The organism is Kitasatospora misakiensis (assembly GCF_042656005.1).
GTDB classification, from domain to species: Bacteria; Actinomycetota; Actinomycetes; order Streptomycetales; family Streptomycetaceae; genus Kitasatospora; species Kitasatospora misakiensis.
In genome coordinates this window covers 39,265-62,562 of record NZ_JBHSOF010000037.1, presented here as the reverse complement: position 1 = coordinate 62,562, position 23,298 = coordinate 39,265, and the positions used below count along the sequence as shown (strand labels likewise).

The following is a 23,298-nucleotide window of genomic DNA, read 5'->3' as shown; positions in this document are numbered from 1 at the left end:
GGGTACGCCTGGTCGGGGGAGGCGCCGACCCGGGCCGGGACGGGCGCCGCCGAGGGCCGCCGCGCCCCTGCCGCTGCGACACTGGGGGCATGGAGCAGCTGATCAGCCCGTTGGGCGTGACGTTCGACGATCCGGAGTCGCTGGAGGCGCTCGCCGCCGTCTACGCGTACCCCGACCAGGTGAATCGGGGCCTGCCCTGGCTGCGCGCCAACATGGTGTCCGGGCTGGACGGCGGGGCGCGGCTGGACGGGCTCTCCGAGGGCCTGTCGAGCCCCGCGGACAAGCGGATCTTCGGGGTGCTGCGGGCGCTGGCGGACGTGGTGCTGGTGGGCGCCGAGACGGTGCGGGCGGAGGGGTACCGGCCGGCCCGGGCGCGGGCCGAGTTCGCCGCGGCGCGCCGGGCGGCCGGGCAGCCGCCGGTCCCCGTGATCGCGATCGTCAGCCGCTCACTGGGCCTGGACCTCGCCTCGCCGCTGTTCACCGAGCCGCTGGTGCGCACGGTGGTGGTCACCACCGAGGACGCGCCGGAGCGGAGCCTGGCGGCGGTGGCCGAGGTGGCCGACGTGATCGCGGTCGGGCGGGGCTCGGTGGACCTGCGGGCGGCGGTCGCGGCGCTGGCCGACCGGGGCTGGACGCGGCTGCTGACCGAGGGCGGCCCGCGGCTGCTGGGACAGCTGGCGGCCGAGGACCTGCTGGACGAGCTGTGCCTGTCGCTGGCGCCGCTGATCACCGGCGGCGACGCGCCGCGCATCATCCACGATGCGGAAATGCCTGACGTGCGGCGGATGCGACTGGTCTCATTGATCGAGCAGAAAGGATTCCTCTTCACCCGTTACCTGCGTACGCCGACCCCGTGACCTCCGGACCGCGTTCCCGCTCCCCCGAGGGACTTCCTCCGCGTGGCCCGCGTGCCGGGTGAGCAGCGTGCGGAAAGCTTCCGCCGGGCAGTATGGGATGCGAAGCCGGGCCCGGGGGCCGGTGACTGGAAGGGACTCACGTGTTCAAGACGGTACTGATGATCGAAAAGGCGCTCTCCGACGCCGACGTGGAGCTCGTCACCACGCTCCACAGCGAGGAGAAGGTGTCCTTCGTCGTCCTGATGCAGCCGCGCGGCAAGCAGGACGAGCTGCTGCGGGCGCTGGACGACGTCGCCCTCGGCCACCTCGACAAGGTGGTGCACGAGCACGACGAGTCCGAGAGCGGGCCGACGGTCGCCACCGAGTCGCTGGAGCACAGCCTGCGCCACCTGCGCGAGGCCGGCGCCGAGGCGGTCGGCGAGCTGGTCGAGGAGAAGCCGCTGGACCGGCTGCGCGCCGTGGTGGAGGAGCACCGGGCCGACGAGGTGGTGGTGCTCACGTCCCCGCACTTCGTGGAGGAGTTCTTCCACCGCGACTGGGCCTCCCAGGCCCGCCACAAGGTGGGCGTTCCGGTGCTGCGGCTGTTCGCCAGCGACTCCTGACGCCCGGCGTCCCCGGGTCGGGCGGGGCGGGGTCCCCGGGTCGGGCGGGGCGGGGTCCGCACGCCGTCTGGTGCAGAATCGTCCTTGCGGTCCGGCCGCGAGGACGATTCGCACGTCGTCCGCCCCTCCCCTGTCCCCGCCCGTACGGAGCCCCGCCTTGAACGACGCCGCGCACGACCTGCACGCCCCGCACTTCATCGGCATCGGCGGCGCCGGCATGTCCGGCCTGGCGAAGATCCTCGCGGTGCGCGGGGCCAGCGTCTCCGGCAGTGACTCCAAGGAGTCCGAGACCGTCCTCGCGCTGCGCGCCCTCGGCGCCAGTGTGCACATCGGCCACGCCGCCGAGCACGTGCCGGACGGCGCGAGCAGCATCGTCGTCTCCAGCGCCATCCGCGCCGACAACCCGGAGCTGGCCGCGGCCCGCGAGCGCGGCATCCCGGTGGTCCACCGCTCCGACGCGCTCGCCGCGCTGATGGGCGGGCGCCGGGCGCTGGCGGTGGCCGGCACCCACGGCAAGACCACCACCACCAGCATGCTCGCCGTCGCCCTCGGCGAGCTGGGCCTGGACCCGTCCTACGCGATCGGCGGCGACCTCGACGCCCCCGGCTCCAACGCCCACCACGGCACCGGCGAGATCTTCGTCGCCGAGGCCGACGAGAGCGACCGCAGCTTCCACAAGTACGCGCCCGAGGTGGCGATCGTGCTCAACGTGGAGCTGGACCACCACGCCAACTACGCCTCGATCGACGAGATCCACGAGTCCTTCGAGACCTTCGTCGGCCGGATCACCCCCGGCGGCACCCTGGTGGTCTCCGCCGACCACGACGGCGCCCGCGAGCTGACCGCCCGGGTGGCCGGCCGCGCGGACCTGAACGTGGTCACCGTCGGCGCCGCCGAGGACGCCGACCTGCGCGTGCTGTCGGTCGTCGCGCGCGGCATGACCAGCGAGGTCACCGTCCTGCTGGACGGCGAGGAGCTGGGCTTCACCGTCTCGGTGCCCGGCCGGCACTACGCCCACAACGCGGTCGCCGCGCTGGCCGCCGGCGTCGCGCTGGGCGTCCCGGCCGCCGACCTGGCCAAGGCCCTCGGCGCCTACACCGGCGTGCGCCGCCGGCTCCAGCTCAAGGGCGAGGCGGGCGGCGTCCAGGTGATCGACTCCTACGCCCACCACCCGACCGAGATGACCGCCGACCTGGAGGCGATCCGGGAGGCCACCGGCGGGCGCGTGCTGGTGGTCTTCCAGCCGCACCTGTTCAGCCGCACCCAGCAGCTCGCCGAGGAGATGGGCGCCGCGCTGGCGCTGGCCGACGCCTCCGTGGTGCTGGACATCTACCCGGCCCGCGAGGACCCGATCCCCGGCGTCACCAGCGAGCTGATCATCGACGCCGCCCGCCGGGCCGGCGCCGAGGTGACCGCCGAGCACGACTTCTCCGCCGCCCCCGCGCTGCTGGCCGGCCTGGCCCGCCCGGGCGACCTGCTGCTCACCATGGGCGCCGGTGACGTCACCAATCTCGGCCCGGAAATCCTGGGGCACCTCGCGAACGTTTCCACCAACGTCTGAGTCCGCCGACCTGGAGCCGTCATGAGCTACGAGATCGAGAAGACCGACGCCGAGTGGCGTGCCGAGCTCTCCCCGGAGGAGTACCGCGTCCTCCGGGAGGCCGGCACCGAGCGCCCGTTCACCGGCGAGTACACCGACACCAAGACCGTCGGCGTGTACGGCTGCCGGGCCTGCGGCGCCGAGCTGTTCAGCTCGGAGACCAAGTTCGACAGCCACTGCGGCTGGCCGTCCTACTACGCGCCGCTGGCCGGCGACCGCGTCCAGTACATCGAGGACACCTCGCTCGGCATGCGCCGGGTCGAGGTCCGCTGCGCCCGCTGCGGGGGCCACCTGGGCCACGTCTTCGAGGGCGAGGGCTACGGCACGCCGACGGACCAGCGGTACTGCATCAACAGCGTCTCGCTGACGCTGAAGCCGGCGGAGTGACGGAGCGCGCACCCCGGAGCTGACGGGCCCGGGCACCCCCGCGGGGGTGCCCGGGCCCCGCGCTATCCGGCGGCGGCCGTGACCGGGGTGAAGCGGACCGGGAGGCGGACCAGGGCGCGGTGGAAGGGGCCCGGGCGCCAGGGCAGGGTGTCGGCGGGTTCGGCGAGGTCGAGGTCGCCGATCCGGCTGGTCAGCTGTTCGACGGCGGTGATCGCGATCAGCAGGGCCGGGTCGCGGGCCGGGCAGGCGTGCGGGCCGGCCGCCCAGGCCAGGTGCGCCGCCTCACCGCTGCGCAGCCCGGCGGTGTCGGCGCGGGCGGCGGGGCAGGCCGGCGGGGCGGCCTGGGAGTTGGCGGCCGCGTAGGAGACCAGCACGAGCGAGCCCGCCGGGATCGCCCGGCCGTGCAGGACGGTGTCGCAGCGCGGGTAGTGGGCGGAGAGGTTGGCCAGCGGCGGCTCGTGCCAGAGCACCTCGTCGATCGCCTGGTGCGCCGTCATCGCGCCGCCGAACAGCGAGCCGGCGTAGCGGGCGTCGGTGAGCAGCCGGAGCAGGGCGTTGCCGATGAGGTTGGTGGTCGGCTCGTTCCCGGCGATCATGGTCAGGGTGATCTGCCGGACCACCTCGTCGTTGTCCAGCCCCGCCGGGTGGGTGAGGAACCACGAGGTCAGGTCGTGCCGGGGGCGCTCGCGGCGCTCGGCGACCATCGCGGTGACCACCTCGACGACGTCCGCGTACGCGGTCACCGCCTGCCGGGTGGACTCGATCATGCCGACGATGCCGGCCACCAGCCGTTCCCGGTGCTCCTCGGGGACGCCGAACCAGGTGGTGACCACGTGGACGGGCAGCCGGCGGGCGTAGTCGGCGATCAGGTCGGCGGAGCCGGTGGCCCCGAACGCGCCGATCAGCCGGTGGGCGACCTCGGCGACCCGGCGCTGCAGCAGGTGCGGTTCCAGCAGCGCCAGGCCGTCGGTGATCACCTGCCGGTAGCGGGCGTGCGTGGCGCCGTCGCTGAACAGCGCGGTCGGCCGGTAGCCGAGCACCGGCAGCAGCGGGGAGTCCGGCGGGACGGTCCGCTGCCAGGCGCGGGAGTCCTTGGAGTAGGTGTCGGTGTCGCGCAGCAGGTCCAGCGCGGCCTGGTAGTCGGTGACCAGCAGGGCCCCGACCCCGGGCGCGATCTCCACCGGGGCGACCGGGCCCTGCCGGCGGAGGCGTGCGTAGACCGCTCCCGGGTCGGCGGCGAAGTCCGGCCCGTGCAGGGCGGTCGGGGTGTTCTCGGGGTCGGTCATGACTGCTCCGGGGCGGCGGGCGGCAGGCCGTGCAGGACGTGCTCGGTGAGCGCGATCAGGGCGTCCAGGCTGGAGCCCGGCTCGCGGGCGTCGCAGAGCACCAGCGGGGTGGCCGGGTGCAGGTCGAGGTGGCCGCGGAGCACCGCGGGCGGGTGGACGGGCGCGTCGGGGAAGCGGTTGACGGCGACCGCGTACGGCAGCCCCTGCTCCTCGACCATGTCCATGATCTCGAAGGAGTCGGCGAGCCGGCGGGTGTCCGCCAGCACCAGGGCGCCGAGGGCGCCGCGCGCGATGTCCTGCCAGAGCGGGAAGAACCGCCGCTGGCCGGGGGTGCCGAACATGTACAGCACCACCTCGCCGGGCAGGGTGAGCCGGCCGAAGTCGACCGCCACCGTGGTGGTGGACTTGCCGGGCAGGCCGGCCAGGTCGTCGACGGGGGCGCCGGCCTCGGTCATCGCCTCCTCGGTGTGCAGGGTCGGGATCTCCGAGAGGGTGCGGATGAAGGTCGTCTTGCCGACGCCGAAGGGGCCGGCGACCACGAGCTTGATCAGCGTCTGTTCGGGGTCGGGCAGGTAGCCCACCCGGTCCACCCGGTCCACCCGGTCCGGCCGGCCCGGCCGGTCCTGAGCGGGCGGCCTACCGGAGAGTGCGGAGTCCAACGAGGAGCCTCTCGACGATGGAGCGGTCGGTCTGCTGGGCGCGGGGGATCGGCGCGCGGGCGTGCAGGCAGCCCGCCTCGACCAGGTCGGCCGCGAGGAAGACGGTGGCGCTGACCGGCAGCCGCAGGTGCGCGGCGGCCTCCACGACGGTGAGCGCGCCGGGCCGCAGCAGCTCCCAGAGCCGCAGGTGCTCCGCCTCCAACCCGGCGAGGGCCGCCGGGCGTTCGGGACCGGTCGCGGACAGCACGGTGAGCCGCTCGAACCCCTCGGCGCCGGGTACGGCCCGGCCGCCGGTGGCCAGGTAGGCGGGCACCAGCCGCCTGCGGGGGACGGCGGTCATGACCGCGCCGGGGCGCCCTGCCGCCGGGCCGGACTCGCCAGGGCGCGGCCCAGCGCGGCGACCTGCACCTGCATCTGGTAGGCGACGTTGCCCAGTTGGGCCTCCGGCGTGGTGAACACCGCGAGCGAGGTGTTCTCCCCGGCCGGGACGACGACGGCGAAGCCCAGCTCGGACTCGACCACGGTCTGCGCGAGCCGGGGCTGGTCGGCGTCGGTGAAGGCGGTGGTGAACGCGCGGGCCGCGGCGTGCACGGTGGCGGTCATCGCGGCGACCCGCTCGGCGGAGGCGCGGCCGAGGCTGTCCGAGGCGGCCTCGACCAGGCCGTCGCCGGTGGCGACCACGGCGTGGACGACGCCCGGCAGCTCCAGGAGCGGGGTCAGCACCCACCCGATCCCTTCGGCGGCGGTGGTCGAGCTGGCGGTGGCGGGTGCGGGGCTGGCGGTGCGGGTGGGGCTGGGCGTGCTGCTCACGGCGCGGCTCCTCAGGGGGTCTGGGTGCTCCGGTGGCCGGACGCCTCCGCGGGACCGGCGCCGGTGTGGGCGGCGTCGGGGCGGGGCGGGGCCGCCCGGTCGGCGCCGGCGGGGCCGGGCGCCTGGGGGGACGGGGGGTGGAGGCTCTTGGTGGCGTCGGCCTCTTCGGGGGCCGCGGTGGCCTCCGCCACCGTCTCCGCCTCCGCGTCCGCCACGGCGGCGCGGCCGGAGCCGGTGCCGTGCTGGAGCGCCTGCCAGCGGGCGGCGGCCTGCTCGGGCGTCCGTACCGGGCGGACGGCGCCCGGCTCGGATGCCGGCGCACCGGCGGCGGACGGCAGCGGGCGGCGACGGCGGCGGCTGGGCAGTCCGGTGCCGTCGTCCGCTTCGGCGGGCGCGTCCGGCACCGCCCGTACCGGCGGGACGACGTGGATCGCCGGGACGCGGCCGCCCATGGTGCCAACCGAGCCGGTCGGACCGGCACCGGCGCGCAGCGGCAGCGGGGTGAGCACCGAGAGCGGCTGCTCCTCGTCCACCACCGTCAGCAGCCCGGCCGGGATCCGGACCATGGCGCGCATGCCCCCGTACGGGGAGGGCTCGACGTGGCAGGAGAAGCCGTACTGCCGGGCCAGCCTGCCGACCACCGCGAAGCCGGTCCGCGGCGGGTTGCCCAGCTCGGTGAGCAGCACCTCGGACGGTCCGGCCAGCAGCCGGCGGGCCCGGCGGAGCTGGTCCTCCTCCATGCCGATGCCGCTGTCGTCGACGATCACCAGCGCGCCCCGGCCGCCCTGCTGGAGGGTGACCGGCACGTCCGTCTCGGGGTGCGAGTAGGCGGTGGCGTTGGCGAGGATCTCGGCGACGGCGATGGCCACCGGCTCGGCGGCCCGGGCGACCACGGCCAGCCGGTCCTCGCGCAGGTGGTTGGCCACCCTGATGCGGGCGTAACCGGGCACCCGGGAGAGCGCGCCGACCACCACCTCGGCGAGCGGTGAGTCGGTGCGGGCCAGGCCGGGCCAGGACTCGCAGAGCACGGCGACGGTCTGGATCCGGCGCAGCGCGACCTCGTTGCGGAAGTCGACCTCCAGCAGCCGGGGGTCGTCGTTGTCGTGCTGGAGCTGCTGGACCAGGCTCTGGATCTGGTAGAGCAGCGTCTGGATCTTGGAGGTGGCGCCGCGCATCGTGGAGCGGGCGGCGGCGTCGACGCGTTCCCGCTCCTCGGTGACGGCGGCGGCGGCCGCGTCCAGGACGGCCTGCAGGGCCCGCACGGCGTCCGGGCCGACGGCGGCGGCGTCGAGCGGTCCGGCGATCGGCGCGTTGGGGTGGCTCAGCCGCAGGGCGACGGCGGCCACCCGCTCGGTGGCGAGGTGGCCGATCTCGGCCAGCAGGGCGGCGGCGGCCTCCTCGGCGGCGCCGGCGCGCTGCTCGGCCTCGCGCGCCTGCTGCTCGGCCTGGGCCGACGCGGCCTCGGCGGCGCCGGCCCGAGCCACCGCGTACGCGCGACCGCGCGCCAGGAGGGCGGCGGTCACGGGCGCGGCGAGCGCGATCAGCGCCAGGGCCGGTACCAGCAGCTGCGTCATCGACGTCCTCGGAGTTGTCCTGTACGAAGAACGGGCTCGGTCGAGAAGTGGTGCGGACCCCGGCGCGGCGGGGTGGTGCACGGCGGGACCGGACCGGCCCCGCCGGCTCAGGCCTCGGCCAACTCCCGTGCCACCAGGGCCACCTGGCCCATCGCCTCCAGGACGTTCGGCACCTCGCTCCCGTCCAGGTGCCGGTACTCGGCGGCGACGGTGAGCACCAGCCGCTCGGGCAGGCCGAGTTCCGGGTAGCGCCGCTCGGCGATGATCCGGCGGGCCGCGTCCAGGGCGGGGAGCCCGGCGGCGTGCAGGGCGTGCGCGCGGTCGCGGACGTACCGGAGGTAGGCGATGTGCTCGCGGACGCCCGCCCGGTCGAGCACCGGGCCGTGGCCGGGGACGACGATCTCGGCGCCGGTGGCCAGGATCCGCTCGCAGGCGGCGATGACGTTCTCCAGCGGCCCGGCCCAGTGCGAGGGGTGGTCGCCGGGCTGTTCGGCGGTCGAGCCGAAGATCACGTCACCGGTGAACACCGCGCGCTGGTACGGGAGGTGGACGATGAGATCGCCTCCGGTGTGGGCGGCGGGCAGGCCGGTGATCTGCACCGGGTACTCCCCCACCCGCAGCTCCAGCTCGCCGTGGAAGACGGTGTCCGGGTGGACGGGCTCGGTCCGCGACCAGTCGAACTGCCCGAAGTGGCGCCGGAGGTAGCCGCCGAGCGGCGAGTCCGGGTCGCCGCCGGCGACCAGCGCGTGGGTCTGCTGGGGCGTCGGCTCCCAGTGGATGTGCTCCAGCGCCTCGCGGGTGGCGATCACCTCGGCGTCCGGCAGCACGCCGGCGCCCCAGAGGTGGTCGCCGTTGGCGTGGGTGACGACGATCCGGTCGACGGTGACGCCGTCGGCCAGCCGCTTGCGGCTCTCGGCGAGGAACTCGGCGGCCAGCGAGGGGTCGTAGGGGGTGTCGATCCACAGCGCCGTCCGCTGCCCGGCGAGCAGTCCGCAGTTGGCCAGTCCCCAGCCCCGCTTCGGCGGAAGCCAGACGTACAGGTCCTCGGCAATCGCGCTCACGTTCGCACGGTTGATCGTCATGGGCGCGATTATGCCGATGATGTGACAGCGATGGAGCAAAACCTTGGCGATTTCGGCCACTTCCCACTCCGGAGTCTCAGGCCGACGGCAGGACCCGGCACACCTCGACGGTCACGTCCACGATGTCCAGGCCGATCACCCGGCCCTCGACGGCGACGAATCCCCTCTCCCCCGAGCGGAACAGCGCGGCCAGCGGGGACTGCCGGCCGGCCGCCGCGAGCGCCTCGACCGCCATCGCCGAGCCGAACGCGAAGACCCCGCAGAGCACCACGCAGGGCGCGTGCCGGGAGGTGTGGGTGACGAACACGAAGCCGTGGTCGCGGACGAGTTCGTCGGCCGCGTTGTACTGCGCCTCGAAGATCATCCCGCCCCAGCGGGCCCGGGCCGTCTGCGGGTGCTCCAGCCGGAAGTCCGGGAAGGCGGTGGCCAGGACGCCGGCCGAGTAGGCGTTGACGCTCGGGCCGCCGATCGAGAAGGTCGGCATCCGGGGATCCTGCGCACCCGCGGTGACCAGCTCGATGGTGGCCTTCCGGTTGATCTTCCGCAGCAGGTCGGTGAGTTCGGCGATGGCCCGTGCCTCGGCCATCGGCATGAAGAGCACGTTCCGGGGCCCCCGGCTGGTGAGTTGGCAGCCGTCCTTGGCGTAGGCGAACTCGGCCACCTCGATACTCGGGGTGACGATCTGGACCCGGCCGTACGGCCCGAGCAGCGCGCGCAGGAAGCCGTAGCGCAGGAAGAGGCGGGTCCGGGCGAGCGAACGGGCGGCGACGAAGCCGATCACGGCCGGGACGAACCCGACCAGGATCTGGAGCAGGATCTCCATGGCACCCCCCGCGCGAAGAACCGGACACGAACTGTCTTCGCGGATGTGATGCCCCGTAGAACCCCGGGAACTCCCGAGCCGGGCAGGGACCCGGCGCGCGCGCCCGGCGGTGCGCCCGATTCACCCGTCCGGCTCAGCGAAGGTCACGCTCCGTCAGCCCCCGGACCGATGGGGACGGCAGGAACGACAGGAACGACAGGGACCGCTCAGCCGTCCAGGCGCTTGATGAACTTCCGCTCGCTCGCGCAGCGCTCGTAGCCGAGCCACGCGTTGATCGCCAGCATCGGCGCGTTGGTCGCGTCGTTGGAGGTGTAGGCGTGGCGCAGACCGGCCTCGCGGGCCAGGCGCAGCGACTCCCGCTTGGCGAGCTTGGCCAGCCCCCGCCCGCGGAAGTCCCGGCGGCAGGCGGTGAACGCCGACCAGTACCGGTCGCCGTCCGTGTAGACGGCGGTGTACGCGGCCGGGCGGCCGTCGACCGTGGCCACGACGCCCAGGTCGGCGTCGAAGTCCGGGCGGCGCCACTCGCCGGCCAGCCACTCGTCGTAGTCGGCGGCGTCCATCACCACCTCGCCCGGCTCGTCCAGGATCGCGTCCGCCTCGACCTCGAAGACCGGGTGCGGGTCGGCCGCCCAGTGGCTCGCCGGGCGCAGCTCGACCCCGGCCGGCAGCGGCGGGGCCTCGGGCAGCAGTCGGCCGAGCCCCCGGCCGCCGAAGTGCGCCGTCCGCCCCGCGGTGAAGCCCCGGGCCTCGGCGAAGGCGCGCGGACCGGGCTCGTCGTCCACCCAGCTGTGCATCTCGACCACGCCGTGCCCGGCCAGGTGCCGCTCGGCGGCGGCCAGCAGTCCGGTGAAGGCCCCGCGCCGCCGGTCCTCGGGCAGGACGCTGCCGTTGGCGTGGCCGATCCCCCGCGTGGTGGTGCCGAGCACGACGCCGCAGCGGATCGAACCGACCACCCGGCCGTCCAGCTCGGCGACGAAGGTGCGGTAGTGCGCGCCCTTCGCCTGACGGGCGTCGAGCCAGACGAAAATCTCGGGCGCCTGGACCAGGTGCTCGCGCCCGGCGCGGTGGGCGGCCGCCACGGCCTCCGCGTCGTCGGGCCGGAAGTCACGGATCGTCAGTGTCGTCATAGGTGCGCCACGGTAGCCGCCCGACCGGCTCGTGCGCCCACGATTACTTCCCGCCTCGCCCCGCCCACGGCACGAAGCTCAAGTAATGCTCTGAGATGACCGGACGAGGCTTGGCAGCCGCACCGTCCGGGGACATGCTCAGCACCACAGCCCGGCGGCCCTGGCGACGAAGCCCGCGCCGGCCGACGGCTCTCCACCCAGCCCTCCGAAGGGGGCGCACCGATGACTTCCCCCGCCCTGCGGACCGCTCCGCAGCCACCCGCAACGACGACGGGCAGCACCACCCATACGAACGCCCTTACCGAAGCGCCCCGCCGGCTCGGCGTCGGCCTCGGCTGGCGCGGCGAGATCGACACCGTGGTCGAGCGGCAGCCCGGCCTGGACTGGGTCGAGGTGGTCGCCGAGAACATCTGCGGCGGCCACCTCCCCGAGTCCCTGCGGATCCTGCTCGACCGCGGCCTCACCGTGGTCCCGCACGGTGTCGGCCTCGGCCTCGGCGGCGCCGACCGGCCCGATCCGGCCTGCCTCGCCCGGCTCGCCGAGACCGCCGGGGTGCTCGGCTCCCCGCTGGTCACCGAGCACCTCGCGTTCGTCCGGGCCGGCGGCCTGGAGGCCGGCCACCTGCTGCCGGTGCCGCGTTCGCGCGACGCCCTGCGGGTGATCGCCGAGAACGTCCGGATCGCCCAGGACCAGCTGCCGGTGCCGCTGGCGCTGGAGAACATCGCCGCCCAACTGGCCTGGCCGGACGACGAACTGACCGAGGGGCAGTTCCTCGCCGAACTCGTCGAGCGGACCGGCGTCCGACTGCTGATCGACGTCGCCAACCTGCACACCAACCGGGTCAACCTCGGCATCGACCCGGCCGCCGAGCTGGACCGCCTGCCGCTGGAGGCGCTCGCCTACGTGCACGTCGCGGGCGGCACCATGGTCGACGGCGTCTGGCACGACACCCACGCCCACCCGGTCACCGAGCCGGTGCTGGAGGTGCTGGCCGAGCTGTGCGCCCGGGTCGCGCCGCCCGGGGTGCTGCTGGAGCGCGACGCCGCGTTCCCGCCGCCCGCCGAGCTGGCGGCCGAACTCGACGCCATCCGGCGGGTCCTGGACGGCGGACGGTGACCGCCGACCCCCGCGCGACCGGTGCTCCCGGACACGCGTCCGACACCGAAGCGGCGCGGGCCCGGCTGGCCGCCCGGCAGACCGAACTGCTCACCGCCCTGGTGGCCGGCGGACCGGTGCCGCCCGGCTTCGACCCGGCCCAGGTGCGCGCGCAGGCCGCCGGGCTGGCCGCCAAACGGCGCGACACCGCCGCCAAGGTGGCCCCGGCCCTGCCCCGACTGCTCGGCGCGCAGTACGGTCCGCTCTTCCTCGCCTACGCCCACAGCCATCCGCAGACCGACGGCTATCGCGCCGACGCCCGGGCCTTCGCCGAGTGGGCGCTCACCGCGCACCCGGAACCGTCCGGGGAGCAACGACGGGCCCTGGAGCAGTGGCTCCGGCCCGAGCCCGAACGCCGGCCCGGCCCGCTCGCCCGCCTGCGCCGCACCCTGCGGCCCGGCCGGGACGCCTGAACGGTCCGCGCGCCCGAACGGCGCCCCGCGTCCGTTCCCGCCCCGCGTCCGTTCGCACCCCGCCCCGCCCCACCCCAGAACCACTCGAACGACGGCGCCGCGCGCGCCCGAACCGCCACTCACCACCCGGGGGACCCAACTATGTGGCACAACACCTACTACCTCCTGCCGGCCCTCCTGCTGGCCGCCGCCGTGCTGTACGCCGCGCAGACCAAGCAGGCCGCCCAGCGCGTCAGCAAGCCCAAGGGCCTGCCCGGCCGCGGCATCCCGCTGCTGGAGGCCGCCTTCCTCTCCGGCGGCCCCGGCCGGGTCTTCGACACCGCCCTGGTCCGGATGCACCGGCTCGGCCACGTCGTGGTCAGCCGCTCCCGCCTGGTCACGCTGACCGCGGCGGAGCCCTCCGACGCGGTCGACGGCGAGATCATCGCCGCGATCGGCCCGTCCCGCAGCCGGGACCTCGGCTCGCTGCGCGGCGCCGTGATGCGCTCGCCCGGCGTCCAGGCCATCGGCGACGAACTCGCCGCCCGGGGCCTGCTGCGCAACCCCGACCGGCTCCGCCGGGCCCGGACGGCGCACCGGCTGCTCCGCTTCGCGCTGCTGGCCGTGGTGGCCACCACCGCCCTCGCGTACCTGCTCGACTCCGACGAGCCCGGCTCCGACCACCCCGGCCTGCTGGTCCCGCTGGTGCTGCTCGCCGTCGGCCTGGTCTCCCTGCTGGTCACCCGCCCGTTGAGGGGCCGGATCACCCCGGCCGGGCGCCGCCAGCTCGGACTGATGGACAACGGCAAGCCCTGGCAGCCCCACCACGGCGCGGTCCTGGGCGGCGCCGACGCCGTCCTCCTCGGCGCCATCGCGCTCGGCGGCCTGGCCGTCCTCGGTGCCGAGGGCCTCGGCGACGAGGAGTTGCTGGAGGCGCTGCTCGCCGCCGAGGCCGCCGACCAGACCGCCCGGGCGGTCGCCGCCTCCACCGCCACCGGCTCCTCCTCGTCCGGCTCCTCCGGCTCCAACCCCGCCGTCTGGTGCGGCTCGTCCTCCGACTCCTCGGACTCCTCCGGCTCCTCGGGCTCCTCGGGCTCCTCGGGCTCCTCGGGATCGAGCTGCGGCGGGAGCAGCGGCTGCGGCAGCTCCTTCAGCTGCTCCTCCGGCTCCAGCTCCGGGTCCGGCTCCAGCTGCTCCTCCTCGTCGTCCTCCTCCTGCGGGTCCTCCTCGTCCTCCAGCTGCAGCGGCGGCGGAGGCTGCGGATCCTGAGCCCGACGGGGCGCCGACGGTTCGCCCGGACGTCACAGTTCGGTATCGCGCTCCGGGAAGGCGTTCCGCGTGCGGCGCGGCCGGGACTACAACAACCCCATGTGGTTGCTCTTCCTGCTCCCGGCCTGCGTCGCCTCGGTGCTCTCCTGCATCCGGCTCGTCCGGATGACCGCCACCGCCGACGCGCTGTCCGGCCAGGAGGGCCCCCGGCCGCCCGAGGCGGTCGGGATCGGGCTGTACGAGACCGCCTACCTGGCCGGCGGACCGGACCGGGTGGTCGAACTCGCCCTCGTCCTGATGGCCTCCCGCGGCCGGCTGCACCTCGCCCACACCGGCTGGACCACGGTCGTCGACCCGCGCGGCCGCAGCCGGCTGGAACGCGCGGTGATCGCCACCGTCGGCCCGGAGGGCCAGTGCCGCACCGACGACCTGCGGGCGGCGATGGGCTCGCACCCCACCGTGCTGGAGATCGGCAGCCGGCTCTCGCTGGCCGGCCTGGCCACCCCGGCGGCCGTGCAGCGGTACACCGTGCTGGTGGTCCGGCAGGTCCGGCAGGCGCTGCTGCTCTCGGTGGTCCTGCTGGCCGCGGCGCTGGTCGTCGGCGGCCTGCTCGACGGTGACGCGGTGACGCCGCTGGCCTGGTTCACCCTGCCGCTGGTGCTCGCCTCGGGCACCCTGCTGATGGCCCGGGTCGACGTCTACCCCTACACCCACTGGGCCTCGCCGACCGGCCAGGAGGTGCTCCGCGAGGTGCGCCCGCCGCGCCAGCACGGCCTCACCGACGACGAGGAGCGCGAACTGCTCACCGCCGTCGCGATGAACGGCCCGGCCGCCCTCCCGGACGCCCGGCTGCGCGCGGCCCTGCGCCGCCACTGACACCGAAAACACGAGGGCCCCGTCCACACCGGACGGGGCCTCTCGCAGCCGAACTCGCGGGCTCAGACCAGACCGTTGAGCAGTTCGGCGACCGGCTTGCGGCGGCCGGTGAAGAACGGCACCTCCTCGCGGACGTGCAGCCGGGCCCGGGACGGGCGCAGGTCGCGCATCAGGTCCACGATCCGGTGCAGCTCGTCCGCCTCGAAGGCGAGCAGCCACTCGTAGTCGCCCAGCGCGAACGAGGCGACCGTGTTGGCCCGCACGTCGGGGTAGCCGCGCGCCATCTGGCCGTGCTCGGCGAGCATCGCGCGCCGCTCGGCGTCCGGCAGCAGGTACCACTCGTAGGAGCGGACGAACGGGTAGACGCACACGTAGTCGCGCGGGCGCTCGTCGGCGAGGAACGCCGGGATGTGCGACTTGTTGAACTCCGCCGGGCGGTGCAGCGCCATGTTCGACCAGACCGGCTCCAGCAGCCGGCCCAGGCCGGTGCGGCGGAAGCGGTTGTACGCCTCCTGGAGGTCGTCCGAGTCGGCGGCGTGCCACCACACCAGGATGTCGGCGTCGGCGCGCAGACCCGACACGTCGTAGGTGCCGCGCACGGTGACGTCCTTGGCGTCGAGCTGGGCGAACAGCTCCTCGACCTCGGTGGCCAGGCCGGTGCGGTCCTCGGGCAGGGCGCCCTTGAGCTTGAACACCGACCACATGGTGTAGCGGATGACCTGGTTCAGGTCCCGCGCCTTCAACTTCGCGGGCTGCTCGGCGGCCTGCTGCTCAGTGGTCTCAGTCATGCGCCCATTGTCCTCTCGGTGACGTTCGCCCCGGCGAGCGGGGTCAGTACTCTGTCGAGCCCGGCGGCGGCAGCCCGGCCGCTCGCGATGCACGCCGGGATGCCCACGCCGTCGTACGCCGCCCCGCACAGGGCCAGCGCGCCCACCCGGTCCGCCGCCGCCCGGATCCGGGCCACCCGGTCCAGGTGGCCGACCGGGTACTGCGGCAGCCCGGCCCGCCAGCGGGTGACGGCGCTGTCATGCGGGCGGGCGGTCAGCCCGATCGCCTCGCCCAGGTCGGCCAGCGAACGGGCGACCAGCTCCTCGTCCGCCAGCTCCAGCGGCTCCTCCTCGCGCAACCGGCCCAGCGAGGTGCGCAGCACGAAGGTGTCCGGCGCGGACCGCTCCAGCCAGCCCCACTTGTTGGAGGAGAAGGTCGACGCCTTGATCCGGCGGCCGTCCACCGACGGGACGAGGAAGCCGCTGCCGGCCGGCACCCGCGCCAGGTCGGCGCGGCGGAAGGCCAGGGTGACCAGCGCCATCCCGGCGTACTCCACGGTGTCCAGCTCGGCGGCCGCGGCCGGTGCGTCGGCGCGCAGCAGCCGGGCGGCGGCGGGCGCGGGCACGGCCAGCACGACGGCGTCCGCGTGCAGCACCTCGCCGTCGCCGGTGGTCACCCGCCAGCCGTCGGGGGTGCGGCGCAGGCCGGTCACCTCGGTCCGGGTGCGCAGGTCGACGCCGGCCTCGGCACAGGCCGCGGCGACCGCCACGGGCAGGGTGCCAAGACCGCCGCGCAACCCCTGGAACACCGGGGTGCCGACGACCTGCGGCCGGGTGGCCAGCTCGTGCACCCCCGCCAGCAGCGATCCGCCGCCCCGGGCGACCTGCAGCAGCGCGGGCACGGCGGCACGCAGCGAGATCTCGTCGGCGCGCCCGGCGTAGACCCCGCCGAGCAGCGGTTCCACCAGCCGGTCCACCACCTCGCGGCCGAGCCGGTCGGCGACGTAGCGGCCGACCGCGATGTCGTCCGCGACGGCCTCGCCGACCACCTCCTGCCGGGCCCGCTCCAGCCCCTCGGGGCTCAGCACCCCGGACTCCGCCAGCGCGGCGAGATCCCCGGGGACGCCCATCACCTGCCCGGCGGGCAGCGGCCGCAGCGCGCCCCGGGTCCAGATCGCGGCCTTCGCGGTGGTCGGCGGCTCCAACTGCTCGGCGAGCCCGACGGCCCGCGCCAGCTCGACCGCCTCCGGCCGCCGGGCCAGCACCGACTCCGCCCCGAGATCCACCCGGACCCCGCCGACCTCACCGCCCCACAGCTTCCCGCCCAGCCGCTCCGACGCCTCCAACAACGTCACCCGCGCCCGCGCCGGCTCCCCGACACCCCCACCGACCACAGCGGCAGCGGTCAGCCCCGCGATCCCGCCGCCGATCACCACGACATGTGCTTGCGCCATGCCCCGCAGTCTCGCAGGTCTTTACACCTTTGCCTCAATCCGCCCGCTTCTGTCCCTTGGCCGCCGGCACGAGGCCGTCCAGGTCGATGTCGACGGGGAACGGCACCGGCCGCTCCAGCCGCCTGCGGAAGATCCCGGCCGGGGCGTAGGCGGACGTCGGGCGGTCCAGTTCGTAGACGTGGACCACCGGCAGACCTTCCTCCTCCTCGACCACCCAGTAGTGCGGGATCCCGGCCTCGGCGTACTTGCGCCGCTTGACCGTGCGGTCCCGGTAGGCGGACTCGGGGGAGACGACCTCGACGACGAGCGAGACCTCGTCGGGCGCGAACTGGGTCCGTTCGGGGTCGTACGCGGCGTCGGTCACGATCAGATCGGGCTCCGGGCGGTTCCGCTTGTCGAGCCTGATCGTCATCTCCCGGCCGACCCTGCTGCCCTCGGGCACCTGACCGCGCAGCGCGATGACCAGGTCGGTGACCAGTTCGCTGTGCCACGAATGCTGCGGGGCAAGCCTGAAGACCAGTGCTCCGTGGATCAGTTCGGTGTGCCGCGGCGCCTGTGGCAGGTGGTCGAGGTCCTCGGCGAACCACCCCTCGATGCGGGGCGGATACATCCAGTCCGGCAACTCGCTCATGAGGCCCACGGTAGCGACGCCGGGGCAGGCGCGGGGCCTGTCGGGCCCGCACAGACGACAGGTGTATCGACCCGCCGGGACGCCTTGTCCTGGTCGCGGCCGAGACGTGATCGAGCTGCGACCTCCCGAGCGGGTCCGAAGTGGGGTGGGGTCCGTCGAAATGGTGGGGGTGCCCCGGGAGGGGGTGCCGGTACCGAGGACGGGGAGGGCTCGATGGTGGGACGAGGACGAGGACGAGGGCGGCGGAGAGCGGGGGCGCTGGCGGCGGTGGCCGTGGCGGCGGTGCTGGTGGCGGGGTGCGGGGCGAGCGGGGACGGCGCGACGAAGGACATGTCGGCGGTCGCCCCGGCGCAGGCGGCCCGGGGGGACGCCGCGGTGGGGGCACCGGGTGCGGCGGCCTCGGTGGCGCCCAAGGCGCCGCTGGCCGGGCAGGCGGGTGCGGCGCCGGTGGTGGACTCCCGGCAGATCGCGTACTCGGCGCAGCTGACGGTGCGGACGGCGCAGGTGGACACGGTGCTGGCGAAGGCCCGGGACCTGGCTGTCGCGGCGGGCGGCTATGTGGCGAGCGAGACCGGGAGCTCCGGCGGGGACGGCGGCCCGCAGAGCGGGCAGATCACGGTGAAGGTGCCCTCGGCGGCGTTCCAGCCGACGCTGGACCAGCTGGCCGGGCTCGGCGAGGTGCTCTCCCGCCGCAGCCAGGCGGAGGACCTGACGCAGCAGGTCGCGGACGTCAACAGCCGGATGCAGAGTCAGCAGGCGAGCGTCGACCGGGTGCGCGCGCTGATGGCGCAGGCGAAGACACTGGCCGAGATCGTCAGTCTGGAGAGCGAGCTGAGCCGCCGGGAGTCGGACCTGGAGTCGCTGCAGAAGCAGGTGAAGGAGCTGTCGGCGCGGACCTCGCTGTCCACCGTCACGCTGGACGTGCGGCAGAAGGCCGGCCCCGTCCAGGAGGTGCCGGACGCGCCGGAGGACAAGGGGTTCTGGGCCTCGGTCGGCTCGGCGCTCGGCGGCGGCTGGCACCTGCTGGCCGCGATCGTGCGCGGGGTCTGCGTGACGGTGGCCGCCGTGCTGCCGTTCCTGCTGGTGGCCGCGCCGGTGGCGGCGGTGGTGTGGGTGGTGCGCCGGCGGCGGAAGCCGGTCCCGGTGGCGCCGGCGCCGGAGGACGAGGACCGCGCGGCGCAGGAAGAAGAGGAACCCGCGCGCTGACCCCGGACGCGCCGGTGGCGGCCCCCTCCGGAAGGGGCCGCCACCGGGCGGTGCGTCAGCGGGCGCCGGCCTCGTGCACGAAGGCGACCAGGCGGGTGAGCGCGTCCGGGTCCATGCTGGGCATCACACCGTGGCCGAGGTTGAAGATGTGGCCGCTGCTGCCGAGCGCCTGGGCGGCGTGCAGCACCTCGCGGGCCTTGGTCTCGACGGCCCGGGTGGGCGCGAACAGCACCGCCGGGTCGAGGTTGCCCTGGAGCGCCTTGCCGGGGCCGACCCGCTCGGCGGCGACGTTCAGCGGCACCCGCCAGTCGACGCCGACCACGTCCGCGCCGGCCCGGCCCATCAGGCCGAGCAGTTCGCCGGTGCCGACACCGAAGTGGATCCGCGGCACGCCGTACCCGGCGACCGCGTCGAACACCTTGGTGCTGGCCGGCATGACCGAGCGGCGGTAGTCGTCCGGCGCGAGCGAGCCGACCCAGGAGTCGAACAGCTGGATCGCGGAGGCGCCGGCCTCGATCTGCACCTTGAGGAAGGCGGAGGTGATCCCGGCCAGCCGGTCGAGCAGGGCGGCCCACAGGTCGGGCGCGCCGTACATCATGGCCTTGGTGTTCTCGTGGTTCTTGGACGGCCCGCCCTCGACCAGGTAGCTGGCGAGCGTGTAGGGGGCGCCGGCGAAGCCGATCAGCGGGGTCGGGCCGAGCTCGTCGACGAGCAGGCCGACGGCCTCGGTGATGTAGGGGACGTCGTCCGGCTCCAGCGGGCGCAGCCGCTCCAGGTCGGCGAAGGTGCGGATCGGGTCGGCGATGACCGGGCCGATGCCGGGCTTGATGTCGACGTCGATGCCGATCGCCTTGAGCGGCACCACGATGTCGCTGAAGAAGATCGCCGCGTCCACCTTGTGCCGGCGCACCGGCTGGAGGGTGATCTCCTTGACCAGCTCGGGCCGCATGCAGGACTCCAGCATGGGGATGCCCTCGCGGACCTTCAGGTACTCGGGCAGCGAGCGGCCCGCCTGGCGCATGAACCACACCGGGGTGTGCGGTACCGGCTCGTGCCGGCAGGCGCGCAGGAACGCCGAGTCGTACGCGGCGCCGCGGCGCGCGTCGGGCTGCTGACCGGGGGTGGCACCGGTCGGGGGGACTGCCGGGGTGGCTGCCGTGGTGTCTGCCGTCGTCTCGCTCACGTTCCAAATCTTCGCACGCGGCCCGGGCCCGCCCGTCCCGGCCGTCTCGTCGCTTCCTCCAAGATCTGGCCGGATTGCCGCTCCGGCGCGCCGCGCGGGCGGAAGTTGCGGCGATTACCCGCGTTTTCGACCTAGTCTTCGGGTCATGGCAGCGGTCGGAGGGCACCCCGCACAGGGTGGCGGAGCAGGTGGCGGAACGGGTCGGGAGGCGGCGCCGAGCGAGTTCCGGGCCGCCGTGGAGGCGCTCTCCGGTGCCCGGCTGCGCCCCGAGCTCGTCCTCTCCCCCGCCCCGGCGCCCCGCCGGCTGGCCCCGCACTCCTTCGCGCTGACCGCCGCCGTCGAGGTCGACGGCGAGGAGCTGGCCGACGGCCGGCTGGTGCTGCTGCACGATCCGGCCGGGCAGGAGTCCTGGAACGGGGACTTCCGGGTGGTCACCATGACCCGGGCCGAGCTGGAGCCGGAGATGGCCGGGGACCCGATGCTCTCCGAGGTCGGCTGGGCCTGGCTGCTGGACGCCCTGCAGGCGCACGGCGCCGGGTACGCGGAGCCCTCGGGCACGGTGACGCGGTGCGCCTCGCAGTACTTCGGCGCGCTGGCGGACCGCGAGTCCTCCACCGAGATCGAGATCAGGGCGTCCTGGACGCCGGCCGACGGCCGCTTCGAGCGGCACCTCGCGGCCTGGGGGGACCTGCTCTGCATCAGCGCGGGCCTGCCCCCGGCGGCCGCCGCGCCGCCCGCCCCGGCCGACGTCACGTCACTCGGTGGAGTGGTCCCGATGCCCGCCCGGCGACGCCCGCGCTCGCACTGACGAGTGGCGCCGTCGCGGCGTCATCGGTGGAGGCGACGCCACCCCCAGGGCTGACGGAGTGTGACTTCTGTGCGGCTCTCCGTCAATAAACCGATCGAACCTGACCACTTTGGGCCGGATCTGATCGATTTTGTGCGAATTCCAGGCATGTCGTAATCAGTCACCTGCGCGATTTGTCCGTATTGTTACTCACTAGATCGTGATCTTTCGCTAAAGCCGGGCCCGGATGCTGCCGAAGCAGACTGTGACCCTTTCCGAACGCGGAACACTCCGACCGCCCCCTCGGGGTTCCGTCCGCCACTCCCGCAGGAGGCCTGGTGTCGGTCCTTCTTGAGCACCCCGCAAACGTGGTCGCCTACCGCCCGACCAAGCCCACCGCCATGGTGGTCATCGCCGATCCCCGCGTCCGAAACACCGTCACCCGTCACCTCTGGGCGCTCGGCGTCCGGGACGTGATCGAGGTGTCCTCGATCGCCGAGGCCCGCCCCCGGGTCTCCACGCCGCGCGACATCTGCGTCGCCGACGTCCACCTCCCCGACGGCTCCGGGCTGACGATCCTGGCCGAGACCCGGGCCGCCGGCTGGCCCAACGGCCTGGCGCTGTCCGCCGCCGACGACATCGGCGCCGTCCGCAGCGCGCTGGCGGGCGGGGTCAAGGGTTATGTCGTGACCGGCACCCGCACCAACGTCGCCATGCCGGGCCGCCCCGGGATGCCGCTCGGTGCCGCCGGGCTGGCCGGGCGGATGCGCCGCCCCGGGATGCCGGGCATGCCGGGTGCGACCGGAGCCCCGGGCGCCCCCGGGGCCCACGGCGCGCCGGGCACCCAGCAGTCCGCCTACCGCGAACTGTCCGGCCGTGAGGTCGAGGTGCTGCGACTGGTGGCCGAGGGTCAGTCGAACAAGGCGATCGGCGTGGCGATGGGCCTCTCGGCGCTCACCGTGAAGAGCCACCTCGCCCGGATCGCCCGCAAGCTCGGCACCGGCGACCGCGCCGGCATGGTCGCGGTCGCGCTGCGCACCGGCATCATCCACTGATCCCCCGCGCCCTCGCGGCGGCCCTGGAGGAACGTTTCCTCCGGGGCCGCCGCGCACCGCGTCGGGAAACGCCGCCCCGGGCCCGTCCGGACGTCGGCGAACGACCCCTCTCATCGGTCTGACCAGTCCGACAACACTCCCGGTCGCGGGGTCCGTCGTACCCTTGGTAGGTGACCGACGCCGTAGCAGCCATCCCAGAAGAAGCAGCCCCGGTCCCGCTCCTCGAACCGAAGGAGGGGATCCCTCCGGTCGTGGCGGACGAGCAGGCGCTGGCCGCCACCGTCGCCGCCTTCGCGGCGGGAACCGGACCGGTCGCCGTCGACGCCGAGCGAGCCTCCGGCTACCGCTACGGCCAACGGGCGTACCTCATCCAGCTGCGCCGCGCGGGCGCCGGGACCGCGCTGATCGACCCCATCGCCTGCCCCGACCTCAGCGGGCTCGGCGCGGCCCTCGCGGACACCGAATGGGTGGTGCACGCCGCGACCCAGGACCTGCCCTGCCTGGCCGAGGTCGGCATGAGACCCCAGCGCCTCTTCGACACCGAGCTGGCCGGACGGATCGCCGGCTTCGCCCGGGTCGGCCTCGGGCCGATGACCGAGAGCGTGCTCGGGCTCAGCCTGGCCAAGGAGCACTCCGCGGTCGACTGGTCCACCCGTCCGCTGCCCGAGCCGTGGCTGCGCTACGCCGCTCTGGACGTCGAGGTGCTGGTCGAGCTGCGCGACGCACTCGAACAGGAGCTGGACGCCCAGGGCAAGCTCGACTGGGCCCTGGAGGAGTTCGCGGCGATCGCCGCCGCCCCCCGCCCGGCCCCCCGCACCGACCCCTGGCGCCGCACCTCGCAGCTGCACAAGGTCCGGCGGCGCCGCCAGCTGGCCGTGGTGCGCGAGCTGTGGCTCGCCCGCGACCGGATGGCGCAGGAGCGGGACGTCTCGCCGGGCCGGGTCCTGTCGGACGCCGCGATCGTCAACGCCGCGCTGGCCATGCCGCTGAACATCGCCGCGCTGCAGGGCGTCCAGGGCTTCGGGCCGCGGGTGCACCGGCGCCAGCTGGAGCAGTGGCTGGCCGCCGTCCAGCGCGGGCGCGAGGTGCCGGAGAACCAGCTGCCGCCGGCCGCCGCGCCGCACGACGGACCGCCGCCGCCGCGCGCCTGGGCCGAGAAGGACCCGGTGGCGGCCGCCCGGCTGAGCGGGGGGCGCGCCGCTGTCGGCGAGCTGGCCGAGCGGCACAACCTGCCGGCCGAGAACCTCATCACCCCGGACCTGGTCCGCCGGGTCTCCTGGGAACCGCCGGCCGACGCCTCCGCCGCGAACGTGGCCGCCGCGCTGCGGCGCCTCGGCGCCCGCCAGTGGCAGGTGGACCTGGTCGCCCCGGCCCTGGCCGCCGCCTTCGCCAAGGCCGCCACGGCGGACACGGCGGATGCGGCGAACACGGCCGCCAAGTAGCCCCGGGAGCACGGAAGGGGATGTCGCCCGCTCGGGCGGCATCCCCTTCGTCATACCCGGACGAACCAGCGGGCGACCCCGCCCCGAGCCCCACCTCCTGGCGAGCGGGCGACTAGCAACGTGGTGGGGGACACACCCTCTGTCGGGGCATCCGGGCCTGGGCAGGGTGGTTACCGGCGGGTAGCATGGCGGACAAGCGGCGCCGCTCACGTCCACTCGTGCGACGGTCGGCGGCAGCCTGCCCACCTGAACCGTTGGTCCCTGGGAGGAGAGC

The 23,298-nt window shown here is 74.8% G+C and carries 22 protein-coding genes and 1 pseudogene; 11 read left to right on the top strand and 12 right to left on the bottom strand.

All coding sequences use genetic code 11. The features are described from left to right. The first annotated feature begins 89 nt into the window (after positions 1-89). From ACFP3U_RS25110 to msrB, 4 genes are all read left to right on the top strand, one after another. Entirely contained in the window at positions 90-857 is a 768-nt protein-coding gene (locus tag ACFP3U_RS25110; protein ID WP_380227911.1) for a pyrimidine reductase family protein, read from the top strand. 140 nt (positions 858-997) lie between these two features. Further along, the gene (locus tag ACFP3U_RS25105; RefSeq protein ID WP_107084186.1) at positions 998-1,459 is read left to right on the top strand and encodes an indole-3-glycerol phosphate synthase; all 462 of its coding nucleotides are present in this window, start codon (positions 998-1,000) and stop codon (positions 1,457-1,459) included. 178 nt (positions 1,460-1,637) lie between these two features. Further along, positions 1,638-3,020, top strand: coding sequence for a UDP-N-acetylmuramate--L-alanine ligase (gene murC, locus ACFP3U_RS25100; protein ID WP_380227938.1), 1,383 nt, complete (start codon positions 1,638-1,640; stop codon positions 3,018-3,020). Between the two features lie 21 nt (positions 3,021-3,041). Then, entirely contained in the window at positions 3,042-3,446 is a 405-nt protein-coding gene (gene msrB / locus ACFP3U_RS25095; protein ID WP_380227910.1) for a peptide-methionine (R)-S-oxide reductase MsrB, read from the top strand. Between the two features lie 62 nt (positions 3,447-3,508). Here msrB and ACFP3U_RS25090 read toward each other — a convergent pair whose 3' ends face one another. From ACFP3U_RS25090 to ACFP3U_RS25055, 8 genes are all read right to left on the bottom strand, one after another. Beyond that, positions 3,509-4,732, bottom strand: a complete 1,224-nt coding sequence (locus ACFP3U_RS25090) for a cytochrome P450 family protein (RefSeq protein WP_380227909.1) — start codon at positions 4,730-4,732, stop codon at positions 3,509-3,511. After that, entirely contained in the window at positions 4,729-5,331 is a 603-nt protein-coding gene (locus ACFP3U_RS25085) for a GTP-binding protein (protein WP_380227937.1), read from the bottom strand. Before ACFP3U_RS25085 ends, ACFP3U_RS25090 begins: the two co-directional genes overlap by 4 nt. A 37-nt stretch (positions 5,332-5,368) precedes the next feature. Then, a complete protein-coding gene (locus tag ACFP3U_RS25080) occupies positions 5,369-5,731 on the bottom strand; it encodes a DUF742 domain-containing protein (RefSeq protein WP_380227907.1) in 363 nt (120 codons plus the stop codon). Continuing rightward, the gene (locus ACFP3U_RS25075) at positions 5,728-6,123 is read right to left on the bottom strand and encodes a roadblock/LC7 domain-containing protein (RefSeq protein WP_380227936.1); all 396 of its coding nucleotides are present in this window, start codon (positions 6,121-6,123) and stop codon (positions 5,728-5,730) included. The genes ACFP3U_RS25080 and ACFP3U_RS25075 overlap by 4 nt, the downstream gene beginning before the upstream one ends. An 89-nt stretch (positions 6,124-6,212) precedes the next feature. Then, positions 6,213-7,775, bottom strand: a complete 1,563-nt coding sequence (locus ACFP3U_RS25070; RefSeq protein ID WP_380227906.1) for an ATP-binding protein — start codon at positions 7,773-7,775, stop codon at positions 6,213-6,215. A gap of 107 nt (positions 7,776-7,882) precedes the next feature. Next, positions 7,883-8,857: an MBL fold metallo-hydrolase gene (locus tag ACFP3U_RS25065; protein WP_380227905.1), complete on the bottom strand. Its 975-nt coding sequence runs from the start codon at positions 8,855-8,857 to the stop codon at positions 7,883-7,885. Between the two features lie 76 nt (positions 8,858-8,933). Then, on the bottom strand, positions 8,934-9,680 hold the full coding sequence (locus ACFP3U_RS25060; protein WP_380227904.1) for a hypothetical protein: 747 nt from the start codon (positions 9,678-9,680) through the stop codon (positions 8,934-8,936). A 206-nt stretch (positions 9,681-9,886) separates the two neighbouring features. Beyond that, positions 9,887-10,807 (bottom strand): GNAT family N-acetyltransferase, encoded by a 921-nt coding sequence (locus ACFP3U_RS25055; protein ID WP_380227902.1) that lies wholly within the window; start codon positions 10,805-10,807, stop codon positions 9,887-9,889. 222 nt (positions 10,808-11,029) lie between these two features. Between ACFP3U_RS25055 and ACFP3U_RS25050 the strand changes: the two are divergent. The 3 genes and pseudogenes from ACFP3U_RS25050 (at position 11,030) to ACFP3U_RS25040 (ending at position 14,499) form a co-directional block, all read left to right on the top strand. Continuing rightward, positions 11,030-12,375: pseudogene (locus tag ACFP3U_RS25050) on the top strand (multinuclear nonheme iron-dependent oxidase). Positions 12,376-12,516: 141 nt separating this feature from the next. After that, complete coding sequence (locus ACFP3U_RS25045; RefSeq protein ID WP_380227901.1) at positions 12,517-13,623, top strand: TIGR04222 domain-containing membrane protein; 1,107 nt, start codon at positions 12,517-12,519, stop codon at positions 13,621-13,623. Between the two features lie 99 nt (positions 13,624-13,722). Then, on the top strand, positions 13,723-14,499 hold the full coding sequence (locus ACFP3U_RS25040; RefSeq protein ID WP_380227900.1) for a TIGR04222 domain-containing membrane protein: 777 nt from the start codon (positions 13,723-13,725) through the stop codon (positions 14,497-14,499). Between the two features lie 62 nt (positions 14,500-14,561). Here ACFP3U_RS25040 and hemQ read toward each other — a convergent pair whose 3' ends face one another. From hemQ to ACFP3U_RS25025, 3 genes are read right to left on the bottom strand one after another with little or no spacing between them, the layout of a single operon-like run. Next, a complete protein-coding gene (hemQ, locus tag ACFP3U_RS25035; RefSeq protein ID WP_030311682.1) occupies positions 14,562-15,287 on the bottom strand; it encodes a hydrogen peroxide-dependent heme synthase in 726 nt (241 codons plus the stop codon). After that, positions 15,284-16,720: a protoporphyrinogen oxidase gene (gene hemG, locus ACFP3U_RS25030; RefSeq protein WP_380227899.1), complete on the bottom strand. Its 1,437-nt coding sequence runs from the start codon at positions 16,718-16,720 to the stop codon at positions 15,284-15,286. Before hemG ends, hemQ begins: the two co-directional genes overlap by 4 nt. A 34-nt stretch (positions 16,721-16,754) precedes the next feature. After that, positions 16,755-17,351, bottom strand: a complete 597-nt coding sequence (locus tag ACFP3U_RS25025; protein WP_380227898.1) for a Uma2 family endonuclease — start codon at positions 17,349-17,351, stop codon at positions 16,755-16,757. A gap of 213 nt (positions 17,352-17,564) precedes the next feature. Here ACFP3U_RS25025 and ACFP3U_RS25020 point away from each other — a divergent pair, with 213 nt between their 5' ends. Continuing rightward, on the top strand, positions 17,565-18,557 hold the full coding sequence (locus ACFP3U_RS25020; RefSeq protein ID WP_380227897.1) for a DUF4349 domain-containing protein: 993 nt from the start codon (positions 17,565-17,567) through the stop codon (positions 18,555-18,557). Between the two features lie 55 nt (positions 18,558-18,612). On the opposite strand, the gene hemE is transcribed toward ACFP3U_RS25020, so the two are convergent. After that, positions 18,613-19,626, bottom strand: a complete 1,014-nt coding sequence (gene hemE, locus ACFP3U_RS25015) for a uroporphyrinogen decarboxylase (RefSeq protein ID WP_380227935.1) — start codon at positions 19,624-19,626, stop codon at positions 18,613-18,615. A 259-nt stretch (positions 19,627-19,885) separates the two neighbouring features. Here hemE and ACFP3U_RS25010 point away from each other — a divergent pair, with 259 nt between their 5' ends. The 3 genes from ACFP3U_RS25010 to ACFP3U_RS25000 all read left to right on the top strand — a co-directional run bounded on the left by ACFP3U_RS25010 (position 19,886) and on the right by ACFP3U_RS25000 (position 23,024). Further along, positions 19,886-20,548 (top strand): DUF3000 domain-containing protein, encoded by a 663-nt coding sequence (locus ACFP3U_RS25010; protein WP_380227896.1) that lies wholly within the window; start codon positions 19,886-19,888, stop codon positions 20,546-20,548. Positions 20,549-20,865: 317 nt separating this feature from the next. Next, complete coding sequence (locus ACFP3U_RS25005) at positions 20,866-21,582, top strand: LuxR C-terminal-related transcriptional regulator (protein WP_380227895.1); 717 nt, start codon at positions 20,866-20,868, stop codon at positions 21,580-21,582. 170 nt (positions 21,583-21,752) lie between these two features. After that, complete coding sequence (locus ACFP3U_RS25000; protein WP_380227894.1) at positions 21,753-23,024, top strand: HRDC domain-containing protein; 1,272 nt, start codon at positions 21,753-21,755, stop codon at positions 23,022-23,024. The last annotated feature ends 274 nt before the right edge of the window (positions 23,025-23,298 follow it).

Coding starts and splice junctions, on each gene's coding strand:
- ACFP3U_RS25065 (WP_380227905.1), bottom strand. CDS start 8,857: ATGACGATCAACCGTGCGAACGTGAGCGCGATTGCCGAGGACCTGTAC.
- ACFP3U_RS25025 (WP_380227898.1), bottom strand. CDS start 17,351: ATGAGCGAGTTGCCGGACTGGATGTATCCGCCCCGCATCGAGGGGTGG.
- ACFP3U_RS25045 (WP_380227901.1), top strand. CDS start 12,517: ATGTGGCACAACACCTACTACCTCCTGCCGGCCCTCCTGCTGGCCGCC.
- ACFP3U_RS25055 (WP_380227902.1), bottom strand. CDS start 10,807: ATGACGACACTGACGATCCGTGACTTCCGGCCCGACGACGCGGAGGCC.
- ACFP3U_RS25060 (WP_380227904.1), bottom strand. CDS start 9,680: ATGGAGATCCTGCTCCAGATCCTGGTCGGGTTCGTCCCGGCCGTGATC.
- ACFP3U_RS25080 (WP_380227907.1), bottom strand. CDS start 5,731: ATGACCGCCGTCCCCCGCAGGCGGCTGGTGCCCGCCTACCTGGCCACC.
- ACFP3U_RS25090 (WP_380227909.1), bottom strand. CDS start 4,732: ATGACCGACCCCGAGAACACCCCGACCGCCCTGCACGGGCCGGACTTC.
- ACFP3U_RS25110 (WP_380227911.1), top strand. CDS start 90: ATGGAGCAGCTGATCAGCCCGTTGGGCGTGACGTTCGACGATCCGGAG.
- msrB (WP_380227910.1), top strand. CDS start 3,042: ATGAGCTACGAGATCGAGAAGACCGACGCCGAGTGGCGTGCCGAGCTC.
- ACFP3U_RS25070 (WP_380227906.1), bottom strand. CDS start 7,775: ATGACGCAGCTGCTGGTACCGGCCCTGGCGCTGATCGCGCTCGCCGCG.
- ACFP3U_RS25020 (WP_380227897.1), top strand. CDS start 17,565: ATGGTGGGACGAGGACGAGGACGAGGGCGGCGGAGAGCGGGGGCGCTG.
- hemQ (WP_030311682.1), bottom strand. CDS start 15,287: ATGACTGAGACCACTGAGCAGCAGGCCGCCGAGCAGCCCGCGAAGTTG.
- ACFP3U_RS25010 (WP_380227896.1), top strand. CDS start 19,886: ATGGCAGCGGTCGGAGGGCACCCCGCACAGGGTGGCGGAGCAGGTGGC.
- ACFP3U_RS25040 (WP_380227900.1), top strand. CDS start 13,723: ATGTGGTTGCTCTTCCTGCTCCCGGCCTGCGTCGCCTCGGTGCTCTCC.
- hemG (WP_380227899.1), bottom strand. CDS start 16,720: ATGGCGCAAGCACATGTCGTGGTGATCGGCGGCGGGATCGCGGGGCTG.